This window comes from Vibrio sp. S457-15 (assembly GCF_000960545.1).
Classification (GTDB): Bacteria; Pseudomonadota; Gammaproteobacteria; order Enterobacterales; family Vibrionaceae; genus Vibrio; species Vibrio parahaemolyticus.
On the sequence record NZ_JYOQ01000114.1, the window covers coordinates 338,444 to 354,435 of the forward strand.

11 protein-coding genes and 4 tRNA genes are annotated in these 15,992 nt (G+C 44.9%); 9 read left to right on the top strand and 6 right to left on the bottom strand.

Annotation, left to right across the window (positions count from 1 at the left end):
• The first annotated feature begins 8 nt into the window (after window positions 1-8).
• The 8 genes from pgsA (at window position 9) to nspC (ending at window position 7,606) form a co-directional block, all read left to right on the top strand.
• Window positions 9-566, top strand: coding sequence for a CDP-diacylglycerol--glycerol-3-phosphate 3-phosphatidyltransferase (pgsA, locus tag UF05_RS10490; RefSeq protein WP_005494716.1), 558 nt, complete (start codon window positions 9-11; stop codon window positions 564-566).
• A gap of 389 nt (window positions 567-955) precedes the next feature.
• A tRNA-Cys gene (locus UF05_RS10495) sits at window positions 956-1,029 on the top strand.
• Window positions 1,030-1,066: 37 nt separating this feature from the next.
• Window positions 1,067-1,142: transfer RNA gene (locus UF05_RS10500), tRNA-Gly, on the top strand.
• Between the two features lie 76 nt (window positions 1,143-1,218).
• A tRNA-Leu gene (locus UF05_RS10505) sits at window positions 1,219-1,305 on the top strand.
• Between the two features lie 10 nt (window positions 1,306-1,315).
• A tRNA-Gly gene (locus tag UF05_RS10510) sits at window positions 1,316-1,391 on the top strand.
• A gap of 736 nt (window positions 1,392-2,127) precedes the next feature.
• Complete coding sequence (locus UF05_RS10515) at window positions 2,128-5,004, top strand: pyridoxal phosphate-dependent class III aminotransferase (protein ID WP_045545762.1); 2,877 nt, start codon at window positions 2,128-2,130, stop codon at window positions 5,002-5,004.
• 18 nt (window positions 5,005-5,022) lie between these two features.
• On the top strand, window positions 5,023-6,273 hold the full coding sequence (locus UF05_RS10520) for a carboxynorspermidine synthase (protein WP_025552798.1): 1,251 nt from the start codon (window positions 5,023-5,025) through the stop codon (window positions 6,271-6,273).
• Between the two features lie 199 nt (window positions 6,274-6,472).
• A complete protein-coding gene (gene nspC, locus UF05_RS10525) occupies window positions 6,473-7,606 on the top strand; it encodes a carboxynorspermidine decarboxylase (protein WP_005483192.1) in 1,134 nt (377 codons plus the stop codon).
• Between the two features lie 77 nt (window positions 7,607-7,683).
• On the opposite strand, the gene UF05_RS10530 is transcribed toward nspC, so the two are convergent.
• Window positions 7,684-8,196 (bottom strand): glycine cleavage system protein R, encoded by a 513-nt coding sequence (locus UF05_RS10530; RefSeq protein ID WP_005483182.1) that lies wholly within the window; start codon window positions 8,194-8,196, stop codon window positions 7,684-7,686.
• Between the two features lie 225 nt (window positions 8,197-8,421).
• Window positions 8,422-9,324 (bottom strand): DUF3943 domain-containing protein, encoded by a 903-nt coding sequence (locus UF05_RS10535; RefSeq protein ID WP_021448933.1) that lies wholly within the window; start codon window positions 9,322-9,324, stop codon window positions 8,422-8,424.
• A gap of 197 nt (window positions 9,325-9,521) precedes the next feature.
• Between UF05_RS10535 and UF05_RS10540 the strand changes: the two genes are divergently transcribed.
• Window positions 9,522-10,754 carry a CinA family nicotinamide mononucleotide deamidase-related protein gene (locus tag UF05_RS10540; RefSeq protein WP_045545763.1) on the top strand — a complete coding sequence of 411 codons (1,233 nt, stop codon included), beginning with the start codon at window positions 9,522-9,524 and terminating at the stop codon, window positions 10,752-10,754.
• A gap of 72 nt (window positions 10,755-10,826) precedes the next feature.
• Here the strand turns inward: UF05_RS10540 and yfaE are convergent, their stop codons facing one another.
• From yfaE to ubiG, 4 genes are all read right to left on the bottom strand, one after another.
• Window positions 10,827-11,105 (bottom strand): class I ribonucleotide reductase maintenance protein YfaE, encoded by a 279-nt coding sequence (gene yfaE, locus UF05_RS10545; RefSeq protein ID WP_005457859.1) that lies wholly within the window; start codon window positions 11,103-11,105, stop codon window positions 10,827-10,829.
• Window positions 11,105-12,238, bottom strand: coding sequence for a class Ia ribonucleoside-diphosphate reductase subunit beta (gene nrdB / locus UF05_RS10550; RefSeq protein ID WP_023623868.1), 1,134 nt, complete (start codon window positions 12,236-12,238; stop codon window positions 11,105-11,107). The genes yfaE and nrdB overlap by 1 nt, the downstream gene beginning before the upstream one ends.
• Before the next feature lie 81 nt (window positions 12,239-12,319).
• Window positions 12,320-14,602 (bottom strand): class 1a ribonucleoside-diphosphate reductase subunit alpha, encoded by a 2,283-nt coding sequence (gene nrdA, locus UF05_RS10555; protein ID WP_005457837.1) that lies wholly within the window; start codon window positions 14,600-14,602, stop codon window positions 12,320-12,322.
• 501 nt (window positions 14,603-15,103) lie between these two features.
• Complete coding sequence (gene ubiG / locus UF05_RS10560; protein WP_005483291.1) at window positions 15,104-15,811, bottom strand: bifunctional 2-polyprenyl-6-hydroxyphenol methylase/3-demethylubiquinol 3-O-methyltransferase UbiG; 708 nt, start codon at window positions 15,809-15,811, stop codon at window positions 15,104-15,106.
• Between the last annotated feature and the right edge of the window lie 181 nt (window positions 15,812-15,992).

A 15,992-nucleotide genomic window follows, 5' to 3' on the forward strand; every position in this document is an offset into this window, starting at 1 on the left:
ATAATAAAATGCGTTTGAATATCCCGAACATTCTGTCCCTTCTTAGACTGTTCTTAATCCCTGTATTCGTGGTTGTTTTCTATCTGCCTTATTCTTGGGCGCCCTTTGCGGCAGCAATGGTGTTCTGGGTTGCAGGTTTTACCGACTGGTTAGATGGCATGCTAGCTCGTAAACTTGGCCAAACTTCAAGGTTTGGTGCGTTTATCGATCCAGTCGCTGATAAAGTACTGGTTGCGACAGCGTTGATTTTGATTACAGAGCACTACCACACCATTTGGGTCACTATCCCTGCTGTAACCATGATTGCGCGAGAGATTATCATCTCTGCATTGCGTGAATGGATGGCTGAAATCGGTAAACGCGCAAGTGTCGCTGTATCCTGGGTTGGTAAAGTAAAAACAGTTTCTCAGATGTTTGCATTATGGGTTCTGATTTGGCGCTATGACGAATGGATGGTTTGGCTAGGCTTTGCCGCTCTGTACGTCGCTACATTCCTAACATATTGGTCGATGGTTCAGTATCTTGCAGCAGCAAAAGATGATTTGCTGAACGAAGAACATCACTAAACGAGATTAAGAAAGCAGGTCGCTATGCCTGCTTTTTTTGTGCATTTCGAATGACTTTCTAAAAATAGAAATGTGATCTAAATCTTGTTTTTTGTTCAGTCGGTGTTTGTTAGATTTGTAATTGTCCAATTATCTCTACTTGAAATGGCGAGAACCTACCGTAGCAGCGGGTGCTGAGTAGCCATAAACTCAAGATAAACAAGTGTAATTGGTCATGTTTTCGTATTAAAACTAATCAATCTACAGTCTTTCGCACAAAATCTGGCCAAACGATTTAAAAAAATAAAAATAGTGTTGACTCGATCGCTCGAATCCGTAGAATGCATCCCGTACCCAAGAGAGCGCGGCTTGAAAGGGTGGTGAAAAAGCGATGCTTACTTCACAAATGAGGCGCCTTGGCAGAGTGGCTATGCAGCGGATTGCAAATCCGTGGACCTCGGTTCGACTCCGGGAGGCGCCTCCATTATTCTTTTGAGAGTGAATTACTTTCGAGAATAAATGCGACACTAGCTCAGTTGGTAGAGCGCAACCTTGCCAAGGTTGAGGTCACGAGTTCGAACCTCGTGTGTCGCTCCAAATTATAGATATGGCGTTATGCGGTATCAGATGGTGTTTTACTTTTCTGTAAAGGCATCACAAAGAATATTTGTGTGCCCTGGTGGTGGAATTGGTAGACACAAGGGATTTAAAATCCCTCGACGTTCGCGTTGTGCCGGTTCAAGTCCGGCCCGGGGCACCATCTTAAATCTGCGACACTAGCTCAGTTGGTAGAGCGCAACCTTGCCAAGGTTGAGGTCACGAGTTCGAACCTCGTGTGTCGCTCCAGATTGATAAGCCCAGCTTTTTAGCTGGGCTTTTTCGTATTTGTTGTTTCTCAACAACTTCAAAAAGTAAGTCCGACTCTCGCCAAACAAATAAATGCAAATTCTAAGCTATCTGGGAAACCAGTTCTTTTAAATGCACATCCATACTATTCAACCAGTTTTATTTATGACTTTGTTAGATGCATATCGACAGAACAAGATAAATTCACCTCTATCAGGTAAGTTATTGAGATCAGAATAAGAATGGTTTTGTTGTGATCGCTGTCAACTTATGAATTGTGAAAAGTCGTTGCCAGAAGATTTTATTTTGTGATAAATTCGCGCGCAATCTCGGAGCGTAATTTATGACGCTAGTTCTCTGGGGGATACGCGTAGTGACCATTCAAGCTGATTGTGACACTACGTAGGGTAGGTATCGGTAAAGCCATTTGTCGATAGACGGGATACTAATGCTGTAAATGCAGCATGTTAATGGGAAACCCAACATTGAAACCTTTGAATAAACACACACTAATCAGCTTCATACTGCCGAAATGTCCTGTTTTACAAAACGGTTGCATTACGGAACCTTGATTAATTCCCAGCACAAATAAAAGTCACCGATGTTGTGACTGACTATCTGTATTTGTCTTTTACGTAGCGACAAATGCGGAGGTTTACCTATATCTCCTGTAATTAAATTCAAACGAAAATAAATACAGGTTCGAGAATTATTACAATTCAAGGGATTAAGTAGTATGAGCACTGCCTTTGAAGTCGATAACACTATCGCAAACATTTTTTCTTCTCAGGTTCCTTTTGTTGAGGGAACGTATGACTTAACGCCGGATCAAGTTCTATTAGAACAGGCGGAGCATGAATCTGAGGTTCGTTCTTATCCACGTCGTCTACCGATTGCGATAAAGCAAGCATATGGCTGTTTGGTAGAAGATACTCGTGGTCAAGTCTTCCTAGATTGTCTAGCTGGTGCTGGTACTTTAGCGTTGGGTTACAACCATCCTGAAATTAACCAAGCGTTAAAAGAGCAGTTAGACTCTGGTCTGCCTTATCAAACTCTTGATATTGCCACTTCTGCTAAAACTCACTTTATTAAGTCTGTGAAGTCTTTTCTTCCTCAAGAGCTGGGCGATAACTGTGTTATTCAGTTCTGTGGACCATCGGGTGCTGATGCGGTTGAAGCTGCGATCAAGCTAGCGAAACAAACGACAGGTCGTAATACCATGTTTGCTTTCCGTGGTGCATACCACGGTATGACAAACGGTACGATGGGCATGATGGGTAATTTAGGAACAAAAGCGCGTCGTACTGGCTTAATGTCAGATGTGCACTTTATGCCTTTCCCATACAACCTACGCTGTCCATTTGGTCTTGGTGGTGACGAAGGTGCGAAAGCAAGCATTCGTTATATAGAGCGTTTATTGAACGATGATGAAGCGGGTATCATGAAACCTGCTGCGATCATCGTAGAGCCAGTTCAAGGTGAGGGCGGTGTAATTCCTGCTCCAGCATTCTGGTTGCGCGAACTACGTCGTATTTGTGATGAGCACGGTATCCTGCTGATTTTTGATGAAATCCAGTGTGGTGTGGGTAAATCTGGTTACAACTTCGCTTTCGAAGAAGCGGGTATCGTGCCTGATGTATTGTGTCTTTCTAAAGCGATTGGCGGCGGCTTGCCAATGTCACTGCTTGTGATCAATAAGCAACATGATACGTGGAAGCCAGGCGAGCACACGGGCACATTCCGTGGTAACCAACTTGCAATGGTTTCAGGTGCTAAAGCGCTTGAAATTATCCAACGTGACAACCTTGTTGAGCATGCGAACGTTGCGGGCCAATACCTACGTTTTGGTCTTGAAAGCATCCAAAAACGTGTTAACTGTATTGCTGAAGTTCGTGGCAAAGGCTTGATGCTAGGCGTTGAAATCAAGAATCCTAACGGCGAGCTTAACAAGTTTGGTGAGCCTCTTGCTGACGGTCAGTTGACCCTAGCGATTCAACGTGCTGCGCTTGAGCGTGGTTTGATGGTTGAGAAAGGCGGCCGCGAAGGTTCTGTTATTCGCTTCCTTCCACCACTTATCATTTCATTCGAACAGATTGACTTCGCATTACGTGTGCTTGAAGAAGCGATCATCGCCTCAGGCGGTAGCCACGTTGAAGCTGCACCACAAGAAGAGTGGAAAAAGCACTTCATCCATACCGGTGAACTAGGCAGTGCTGAGTTTGCATCAGTAATGAACCACACAACTGCTGCAATGAAGTCAGTGTTTGAACAAGTTAGCGCACCATACTCAGGTATGGATCCTAAAGTGTTAGAAGATGCGATCAACGCGGTTGACCTAGACAACAAAAATGCGCCACTTAAATCCGTAATCGATGATGCGGCAGAGCTGGTGGCAAAGAACGCTATCTTCACTCAGCACCCAGACTGCATTGCACATTTACACACTCCACCGCTGATGCCAGCGATTGCTGCAGAAGCTATGATTGCTGCTCTGAACCAATCAATGGATTCATGGGACCAAGCATCTTCTGCAACTTACGTAGAGCAAAAAGTGGTGAACTGGCTATGCGACAAGTACGACCTAAGCGAAAAAGCCGATGGTATTTTCACGAGCGGTGGCACGCAAAGTAACCAAATGGGTTTGATGCTGGCACGTGATTGGATCGCAGATAAGCTAAGTGGTCACTCAATCCAGAAGTTAGGTCTGCCTGACTACGCTGACAAACTTCGCATTGTATGTTCTAAGAAATCACACTTCACAGTTCAAAAGTCTGCATCTTGGATGGGGCTTGGTGAGAAAGCGGTGATGACTGTGGATGCAAACGCTGATGGCACCATGGATATCACGAAGCTAGATGAAGTGATTGCGCAAGCGAAAGCTGAAGGGTTAATTCCATTTGCGATTGTTGGTACTGCGGGTACGACGGATCACGGTGCAATTGATGACCTAGACTTCATCGCCGACATGGCAGTCAAGCACGACATGTGGATGCATGTGGATGGTGCTTACGGTGGTGCGCTGATCCTTAGCAGTCATAAGTCTCGTCTGAAAGGCGTTGAGCGCGCTCACTCTATCAGTGTCGATTTCCACAAATTGTTCTACCAAACAATCAGCTGTGGCGCACTTTTGGTGAACGACAAGTCGAACTTTAAGTTCTTGCTTCATCACGCAGATTACTTGAATCGTGAGCACGATGAGCTACCAAACTTGGTCGATAAATCTATCGCGACAACCAAACGTTTCGATGCATTGAAAGTCTTTATGACCATGCAAAACGTGGGTCCGAAGGCACTGGGTGACATGTACGATCATCTACTCGCTCAAACGCTTGAAGTGGCTGACATGATCCGTACAAACGATCAGTTTGAACTACTAGCTGAGCCTTCATTGTCGACGGTATTGTTCCGTGCAACACACGAAACAGCAGATCTTGATGAACTGAACAAAGCGCTACGTTTAGAAGCGTTGACTCGCGGTATCGCGGTATTGGGTGAAACCATTGTCGACGGTAAAACCGCGCTTAAATTTACGATTTTGAACCCGTGTCTAACGACTGCGGACTTTGAATCTTTGCTCTCTAAAATCAATATGCTAGCAGTTGAGCTAGTTTAACAAAGGTAACGGAAAACTATGGCAATTCTACAGATTGGTGCAGGCGGCGTTGGCTGGGTAGTTGCACACAAAGCAGCACAAAACAACGACGTTCTGGGTGATATCACAATCGCATCACGTACCGTAGGTAAGTGTGAGAAAATCATCGAATCGATTCAGAAGAAAAACAATCTGAAAGATTCAACTAAGAAACTAGAAGCTCGTGCAGTAAATGCTGACGACGTAGATTCTCTTGTTGCTTTGATTGAAGAAGTGAAGCCGGACCTAGTCATCAACGCGGGTCCTCCTTGGGTAAACATGCCAATCATGGAAGCGTGTTACCGAGCAAAAGTTTCATACCTAGATACATCAGTCGCGGTTGACCTATGTTCAGAAGGTCAACAAGTCCCTGAAGCTTACGATTGGCAATGGGGCTACCGTGAGAAGTTCGAAGAAGCGGGCATCACTGGCATCTTAGGCGCTGGTTTCGATCCTGGCGTAGTTTCTGTGTTTGCAGCATACGCAGTAAAACATCTGTTCGACGAGATCGACACAATCGACGTGATGGATGTAAACGCGGGTGATCACGGTAAGAAGTTTGCAACGAACTTTGACCCAGAAACCAATATGTTAGAGATCCAAGGTGACTCTTTCTACTGGGAAAATGGCGAGTGGAAGCAAGTACCTTGTCACTCACGTATGCTTGAGTTCGAATTCCCGAACTGTGGCTCGCACAAAGTGTACTCAATGGCGCACGACGAAGTGCGTTCAATGAAAGAGTTCATCCCTGCGAAACGTATTGAGTTCTGGATGGGCTTCGGTGATCGTTACCTTAATTACTTCAACGTAATGCGCGACATCGGCCTACTAAGTCCAGATCCGCTAACGCTGCACGATGGCACAGTAGTACAGCCTCTTCATGTATTGAAAGCACTACTACCAGATCCAACGTCTCTAGCGCCGGGTTACAAAGGTTTAACGTGTATCGGTACTTGGGTTCAAGGTAAGAAAGACGGCAAAGAGCGTAGCGTATTCATCTACAACAACGCTGACCACGAAGTGGCATACGAAGATGTCGAGCATCAAGCGATCTCTTACACAACAGGTGTACCAGCGATCACTGCCGCACTTCAATTCTTCCGTGGCAAGTGGGCTGACAAAGGCGTGTTCAACATGGAGCAGCTAGACCCAGATCCGTTCCTAGAAACAATGCCAGAAATCGGTCTAGATTGGCATGTTCAGGAGTTGGAACCGGCTCAAGGCCTACCAGTTATCCACGCTTTGAAGTAATTCTTGTTATTTGCCTCTGTGGCTTTGTCGAACGTGCTCATTTACATTCGTAAACTCCACGCGTTCTCCTCGCTACAGAGACAAATTTTGGCGAATTACAAACAAAGTTAAATAATTAAAATCTAAGCCGATGCAACAGCGTCGGCTTTGTTCGATTTTATAGTGGCTTCGTTCAGGCGAAAGCACTCAAGGTATTAACATGCAACACAATGAACTAAAAACTCCGTACTTCATGATCAATGAAGACAAGCTGATTGCGAACCTAGAGAAAGCAAAACAGCTAAAAGAAATCTCAGGTGTAAAGCTTGTGCTAGCACTGAAGTGTTTCTCTACTTGGGGTGTGTTTGACATCATCAAGCCTTACTTAGACGGCACAACCAGCTCCGGCCCATTCGAAGTAAAACTTGGATACGAAACGTTTGGTGGCGAAACGCACGCCTACAGTGTGGGTTACAGCGAAGATGACGTACGTGAAGTCGCAGACATCTGTGACAAAATGATTTTCAACTCGCAATCTCAACTTGCAGCTTACCGCCACATTGTTGAAGGCAAAGCGTCGATTGGTTTACGTTTAAATCCGGGCGTGAGCTACGCGGGTCAAGACCTCGCAAACCCTGCGCGCAAATTCTCTCGCTTAGGTGTACAAGCTGATCACATCAAACCTGAAGTATTTGAAGGTATTGATGGCGTGATGTTCCATATGAATTGTGAAAACAAAGATGTGGACGCGTTTATCGGCCTATTAGATGCGATTTCAGAGCAGTTTGGCGAATACCTAAACAAGCTGGATTGGGTGAGCATGGGTGGCGGCGTATTCTTCACGTGGCCGGGTTACGATATTGAGAAGCTAGGTCTAGCGTTAAAAGCATTCTCTGAGAAGCACGGCGTGCAAATGTACCTAGAGCCGGGTGAAGCCATCATCACTAAGACGACAGACTTAGTGGTTACTGTGGTCGATATCGTTGAGAACGTGAAGAAGACAGCAATTGTTGACTCTGCAACTGAAGCACACCGTCTTGATACGCTGATTTACAATGAACCAGCTTCCATTCTAGAGGCATCTGACAACGGCGAGCACGAGTACGTGATTGGTTCGTGTTCATGTCTTGCCGGTGATCAGTTCTGTGTGGCGAATTTTGATCAGCCACTAGAGATTGGTCAACGTCTGCACATTCTAGACAGCGCTGGTTACACGATGGTGAAACTAAACTGGTTCAATGGTCTACGTATGCCTTCTGTTTACTGTGAGCGTTCAAGCGGCGAGATTCAAAAACTGAATGAGTTTGACTACTCAGACTTCAAACGCTCACTGTCACAGTGGTCTGTGAAGTAATGTTTTTCTCATGCTTACAATGACAAAGAGCAGCTATTTATAGCTGCTCTTTTTCTATGAATAAAAGGCTAAATCGACTAGCTTTCAATTATCACTCTGGTGTCTTCGCTGAGCGCTTCTAACTCGTTCGCCACATCTTCGATTTCCAATTCGCTTGGCAGCTTGATAGCCATTTTGGCGCTGAACAAGCTAGAACTCACACCGCCACCCCCGGCAATAAATACGCGTTGGCAATCCATATCTAAAATAGAGATACCTTGTGCATCCAGAACGTGAGTGATTTCATTGACGATACCTGCACGGTCATTGGAATCGAGACGAAGTTGGAAAATGGTATCTTCTTTGTGTGAGTGAGGCTCTGAATCCACAAATTTAACTACTAGAGTCTGGCAGGCTGAAAACGCTTCTTTCACCGTGTCCGCGTTTTCTTCAGGTAACTCAACTTTTATCACCCCAGCGACTTGGTCTTCAATAAAGTTTACTTTACTGATTAACCATTTGCCTCCGTTTTCATGAGTAACAGCAGCCAGTTGTTTGATAGTCGCCGGTGATGCTTGACCGACAAAGTTAACGATAAACACAGTGTTCATGATGTCCCCTCCTGGAATAAGGTTTGGACGCAGTGCGGTGGAACGCATCGCTTAAGTTATTGGAATAAGTCCTTTTCTTCAGTGTAGGTCCTAGGAAGGGGTTATGTTTGATAGAAGTCAATTTTTCACACTAATTCGCGAAGCAAATAATCAAAACAGTGCACTAGATACAAAAAAGAGCAGCCGTTTGGCTGCTCTTCATTAATGTCGTTCAATATGGTTGGCTTAGAACGTTACTTTCAGCTCTACGCCGTAAAACTGACTGTCGTAGCTTGCACCTGCGTCCATGGCAAACTTCGCAACATCTTGATTGCCGAACCAAGGTGAGGAGTTGAATTTCAATTCAGCGCTGCCGCCCCATGCGTCAGTCACCCAGTGGTGGATATGACCAACAGGGTTTAGGAAGAAGAGAGAAACGTCGCCTGCAGTTTCTGAACCTAACACTTCGCCGCCATTTGCTACGATGTCTTGCTCTGCTGTTAGCATCATTTCACCCACGACCGCACCAAAGAATGGCGTGATAAAGATGTCCTGCCAAGAAGGGACTTCTGCAAACGCTTCAACACCGTATTCCCAGAAGAAAGTAGACATGGTGGCAGAGTACAAGAATGATTCAAATTCGTTGTAACCTGCATGTCTTGCCGCTGTGTAGTAAACACCGCCAAAGTATGGGTGCATGATGTAGTTTAGGAAGTGTTCGTCACGGTCCCATACCGGGCCATCAGAAACGTTATCTTTCCATTTGCTACCCAGCTTGCTCATGTCGCGGTCTTCTTCGTCCCACTTAGTAATGCTTTCAGGAAGAAACGTCATCAAACCAACAGTAGCCACACTCAGGCCAAGGATGGTGTACGTCTGGCCCATTAGGTAATCCCAGTCCTTATCTTGAGGAACGATAAGGTGTCTAGGCTGAAGGCCTGCGTCAAGATTTAAAGAATCATCGTTATTCTGTTCAAAAGCAAGACTGCGATTTTGAGATTCGAAGGTGTACAGATTGGTTGTTTCGCAGTAACCTGACATACAATCAGGCGTGTAAGAAAACTCTGAGTGGCGGCTCATATCGTACTGGCTTGCGTTAGCAACGGCCGACGTCGTCAGTAAGAGTCCTGCGAGAGTCTTCTTGAACATGGATGATTTTGACACAAAGGTCTCCGAGTTAATGGTTTGATGATCGGGCTCACAATTATCCCTTAAAAGAAAACCCATTTAAATACTTGACCTTAATTTAATCCCAACAAATTGACTAAGCGATTAGTCTGATAAAAAGAAAACGATATAAGTGCTCCGTATAGAAATAGAATTGTGCTTATGTTCAGGAGTCAGTTGTGAAAATTGCAATGCTAAGTACTGGTGAGGAAGTGCTTCACGGAGATATTGTTGATACTAACGCGGCGTGGCTGTCGAGTTTGTTTTATCAGCATGGGTTTGGTTTAACCAAACGATCCACTGTGGGAGACAAGCAGTCGAGCTTAATCGAAGAGTTTTTAATGCTGAGCTTCAACAATGACGTAGTCATTGTTAACGGTGGATTGGGGCCAACGACCGACGACATGAGCGCCGCAGCGGCAGCGAAAGCGGCTGAGTGCAAACTGGTATTGTTTAAAGAATGGCTAGAGCAGCTGGAGAGCATGTATGCTCGGCGTGGCATTCCTATGCCTGATAGCAATTTAAAACAAGCCATGCTACCTGAAATCGCACAAATTTTAGACAATCCTATTGGCACGGCATGTGGCTTTAAAATGCTGATCAATGACGCGATTTTTTATTTTACTCCTGGTGTACCAAGCGAATTCAAATTGATGGCAGAAACACAAATTTTGCCTGATCTTCGAAGAGTATTTCCTGATGTAAAAGGTTCATGCTGTAGTCGAATCTACACTTTTGGTCTTTCTGAATCTGGGATCTCGGATAAGTTGGATCAGCTAAAACTGCCACAAGGCTATGAGCTTGGGTATCGCTCTTATCTGCCTTTTATTGAAGTGAAGCTGTTTGGCCCGGCAGATCAGCTTGAACAACGTTTGAAGCTGATGCAGTTGATCAACAAGCACCTCGAAAGCAATACGGTTAGCATCGACCTTCCGATGGTTGAGCATGTAGGACAACTGCTGGCGGATAAAGATCTCACACTTTCTGTGTCTGAAAAAAGCAGTGCCGGATATTTAACCTACTGGTTAAACAGTGATGAAAATGTAGAAAAGCAATTGGGCCACGGTTGGGTGCTGGCAGGGCGTAACCAAACTGTAAACCATGAGGGCGATCCATTGGCTGCGACATTTGCGTTAGCGGGAGCGACTCGCGAAAAGTGCGCTACCGATTTAGCATTAGTGACCGGACAAGTTGAAGGTGGGGTATTTTCTGTCGCCTTGTCTACACCATCAGGTGAATGGGGCGCGTCTTATAAGTTAGCGAAAAAGTATCAGCGTGACGACCAAGTGAAAGTGATCAGCACCGCAGCGCTGGATTTATTACGCCGTTACTTAGAGCGAAAACCTATGTTTGCCCACTATGCGTTTTTAGAGAAAGTGAAAGAGATGCATATTCCTAACAGCGCACTTTAGGCTATTCACCATCTACAGATAACAAAAAGCCAAGGCGATCGCCTTGGCTTTTTCGTGTTTCTTCGTCTGGAACTATGCGCGCTTTTCTTTCATCGCGTAGTTCACACCAGTCAGCGAAACGCTTGATTTGGCTTTACAGATACAAGGGAGAATCTCATCACCTTGCGTGTAAGCCATGGCAAAACCAACATACTCCACTTCACCAGATTCCAACTTACAACGACAAGCACCGCAGTGACCGTCGCGACAGTTGTATTCTGGAAGTAACCCCGCCTGTTCCATGGTCTCCAAAATGGTATTGGATGGGTTGGATTCAATGCTAACAAGTTTGTTGATTTTGATGGTTGGCATTACAGCTCAAACCCTTCAAAGTCGTCTGCGCGAACTTCGTTGTCAATCTGACCGACTAGGTAAGACGAAATTTCCGCTTCTTGAGGCGCTACTTGAACGTTATCTGAAGACAACCAAGCGTTAATCCATGGGATTGGGTTGGTTGTTGCTTCTGGGTACGCTGCTGGTAGGCCTACCGCTTGCATACGGATGTTGGTGATGTACTCAACGTATTGGCTCAGGATGTCTTTGTTCAATCCGATCATTGAACCGTCTTTGAACAAGTACTCTGCCCATTCCTTCTCTTGCTCTGCCGCTTCTTTGAATAGGTCAAAACAGTCTTGTTTTGCTTCTTCTGCGATTTGCATGAATGAGAAGTCATCTTGACCGTTACGAAGCAGGTTGATCATGTGCTGCGTGCCATTCAAGTGAAGCGCTTCATCACGAGCGATCAGCTTGATGATTTTCGCGTTACCTTCCATTAGCTCACGCTCTGCGAAAGCGAATGAACACGCGAAACTTACGTAGAAACGGATTGCTTCTAGCGCGTTTACAGACATCAGACAGATGTACAGTTTCTTCTTAAGATCGTACAGGCTCACTTTAACCGTTTCGCCGTTCAAAACGTGCTCACCTTCACCGTAACGGTGGTAGTCATTTGTCGCTTGGATCAGGTCATCGTAGTAGTGTGCGATGTCTTTCGCACGCTTAAGGATGTGCTCGTTTTCAACGATGTCATCGAATACCACACTTGGATCATTCACGATGTTACGGATGATGTGTGTGTATGAACGAGAGTGAATCGTTTCAGAGAAAGACCAAGTTTCAATCCATGTTTCTAGCTCAGGAAGAGAAACAAGTGGAAGTAGTGCCACGTTTGGGCTACGACCTTGGATTGAGTCTAGAAGCGTTTGGTACTTCAAGTTAGAGATGAAGATGTGCTTCTCGTGGTCTGGCAGTTTGTTGTAATCGATACGATCGCTAGATACGTCAACTTCTTCTGGACGCCAGAAGAAAGACAGTTGCTTTTCGATAAGCTTTTCGAAAATTTCGAATTTTTGTTGGTCGTAACGAGCAACGTTTACTGATTGACCAAGGAACATAGGTTCTTTCAGTTGGTCATTTTTGTTCTGGTTAAAAGTACTGTAAGCCATAATGCCTCAATTCCTTTTAGACCTCCCCATAAGGGGAGGTGTTCGATATTCTGTTACTGCGGATTGTTAGGGTAGGGAAGATTAAATCTTACAACCGCCGCCTGCACAATCGTCATCTTGTGGTTGAACCGCGTCTTTCTGGTCGTCTTTCGCACCATCACGAGTGTTATGGTAGTAAAGCGTCTTAACACCAAACTTATACGCTGTAAGTAGGTCTTGAAGAAGTTTCTTCATTGGAACCTTGCCCGTCTCGTAACGCGATGGGTCGTAGTTTGTGTTTGCAGAGATCGCTTGGTCAACGAATTTCTGCATGATGCCAACAAGGTGAAGGTAACCGTCGTTAGAACCGATATTCCAAAGCAGTTCGTAGTTGTTTTTCAGTTCTGTGAACTCAGGAACAACTTGCTTCAAGATACCATCTTTCGATGCTTTTACAGATACGTAACCGCGTGGTGGCTCAATACCGTTTGTTGCGTTCGAGATCTGAGAAGAGGTCTCAGAAGGCATTAGCGCTGTCAGTGTTGAGTTACGAAGACCGTGTTCCATGATTTCTTGACGTAAGCTGTCCCAATCGTAGTGCAGCTCTTCATCACAAATTAGGTCGATATCTTTCTTGTAAGTGTCGATTGGAAGTAAGCCTTTCGCGTAGTTTGTTTCGTGGAACGAAGGACACTTGCCTTGTTCTTTTGCTAGCGCTACTGATGCTTTTAGCAAGTAGTATTGCATTGCTTCAAACGTGCGGTGAGTCAGGCCATTTGCGCTGCCATCAGAGTATTTCACTCCGTGCTTCGCTAGGTAGTAAGCGAAGTTGATAACACCAACACCTAGCGTACGACGGTTCATTGTTGACTTGTACGCCGCTGGTAGTGGGTAATCTTGGTAATCCAGTAGTGCGTCTAGAGCGCGAACAACCAGATCAGAAAGCTCTTCGAAATCATCTAGAGATTTGATTGCGCCAAGGTTGAACGCGGAAAGCGTACATAGTGCAATCTCACCTGAATCATCTTCAACGTTAGTCAGTGGTTTAGTTGGAAGTGCGATTTCCAGACATAGGTTAGACTGACGAACTGGTGCAACTTCAGAGTCGAATGGGCTGTGAGTGTTGCAGTGGTCTACGTTCTGAATGTAGATACGACCTGTTGATGCACGCTCTTGCATGAGTAGCGAGAACATTTCGATGGCTTTTACCGTTTCCTTCTTAACTGAAGGATCGTTCTCGTATTTCACGTATAGACGTTCAAATTCTTCTTGGTTCTCGAAGAATGCGTCGTATAGACCCGGTACGTCTGAAGGTGAGAATAGAGTGATGTTGCCACCCTCAACCAGACGCTGGTACATCAGTTTATTTAGCTGTACGCCGTAATCCATGTGACGAACGCGGTTCTCTTCAACACCACGGTTGTTTTTAAGCACCATTAGTGAACGTGCTTCGCCGTGCCACATTGGGTAGAACACCGTTGCTGCACCACCACGTACACCACCTTGAGAACAACATTTTACGGCTGTTTGGAAGTACTTGTAGAACGGGATACAACCTGTGTGGAACGCTTCACCGCCACGGATCTCAGAACCTAGCGCACGAATGCGACCCGCGTTGATACCGATACCAGCACGTTGAGATACGTAACGAACAATAGAACTTGCAGTTGCGTTGATAGAATCTAGGCTGTCACCACACTCAATCAGTACGCATGAGCTGAACTGACGAGTAGGGGTACGTACACCAGACATAATTGGTGTAGGTAGAGAGATTTTAAATGTTGACGTCGCATCGTAGAAACGCTTGATGTAGTCAAGACGTGTTTCTTTCGGGTAGTTAGCGAACAGGCAAGCCGACACTAGAATGTAAAGGAACTGAGCACTTTCGTAGATCTCGCCAGACACACGGTTTTGCACGAAGTACTTACCTTCAAGCTGTTTTACCGCAGCATAAGAGAAGTTAAGGTCGCGTTTGTGGTCGATGTAAGAATCTAGTTCGTCCAGTTCAGCTTTTGAGTAGTCTTCAAGGATATGTTGGTCGTACTTACCCATATCTACAAGACGAGACACGTGATCAAACAGCGTTGGCGGCTCATATTGGCCGTACGCTTTTTTACGTAGGTGGAATACCGCTAGGCGAGCAGCTAGGTATTGGTAATCCGGGGTCTCTTCAGAGATCAGGTCTGCCGCTGACTTGATGATAGTCTCGTGGATATCTGTCGTTGTGATACCGTCGTAAAACTGGATGTGAGCGCGAAGTTCTACTTGAGAGACTGAAACGTTATTTAGACCTTCTGCAGCCCAAGTGATAACGCGATGGATTTTATCCAGATCAATACTTTCTTTACGGCCATCACGCTTAGTGACGGTAAGTTGTTGGTTCATTCTGCTTTATTTCCCTAAGAAAACTGATAAAAGCCGTATTTTTGTTTGTTTATGTGCAAAGTTTGTAAAGCTTGCGGCGGCTTTGTGATCAAAGTCTATCTATATATTGTAGCTTAAACACAACATATAGGGGTTCATTTGTTTGCGGGTTACAAGATAGTGCTATTGCACTGATTTATCAAGGTACAGATTTGGGATGACTTGTGGATAAGTAATAAAATAAAAAAATTCAGTAAGTGAACACTAACCGATGAGAAAAGGGCTGACTTGAATGGGGAAAACTAAGCTTTGAAGATCGGTTTATAAATAACCGCCCTCAAAAAAAAATTCCTTGATCTTTGCCTGTTTTTATTTGCGAAAAATGGGTTGGTTAAAATGGAATCTAGAGCACGAATTTCATACATAAAAAGACAAAAAAAGCGGCAACTTTGTGCTACCGCTTTTGATTCATTTTATGACTGAAATGTCAATCACAAGAAGGCGTTTTTAATGTAACGCCGTTCAGTATTTTTTAGTGTGGACGATGTAGTTTACATCTACATTACGACCTAGCTTATAGCTGTCATTTAGCGGGTTGTAATGAAGGCCTGTGATGCCCATTTCAGTCAAATCTGTTTGGTCGATCATCTTCATCATTTCAGCAGGTTTGATGAACTTTTCATGATCGTGCGTGCCTTCTGGCACAATCTTCAATAGTTTTTCTGCGCCTACAATCGCAAACAAGTACGACTTGATGTTGCGGTTTAACGTCGAGAAGAACACATGTCCTCCAGGCTTAACCAACGCGGCACATGAGCGAATTACAGAGAGTGGGTCAGGCACGTGTTCTAGCATTTCCATGCAGGTCACAACATCGTAAGTCCCCGCATTTTCCGCAGCGTGGTCTTCGATGGTGCTTTGGATGTAGGTCAGCTTAGTCCCTGTCTCCAATGCATGTAGGCGAGCAACTTCTAGTGGCTCTTTACCCATATCTAGACCAGTCACGGTGGCGCCTTCCTTTGCCATGCTTTCTGCTAAGATGCCGCCGCCACAACCAACATCGAGAACTTTCTTGCCGAAAAGGCCATCGGCTTTTTCTAGGACATAGTTCAAGCGAAGCGGATTAATTTGATGAAGAGGTTTGAACTCGCCTTCTAAATCCCACCAACGAGAAGCCATCTCTTCGAATTTCTTAATTTCACTAGGGTCGACGTTTTGTGCTTTAGTCATGATAGTTATTTTGCTTCGCTAATAGTCCTTTGGAAGGCGAGATTATACTCTAATGGTACGATACGTTTAAACTGCTTCTTTTCTCACAATCGTTACAGGAGACTTTTTTGGCGACAGTTGGTGGAAATATAGTCAGTTTTCAGAAAGATATGGGATGAATGTGCAATTTCTCTTCATTTAA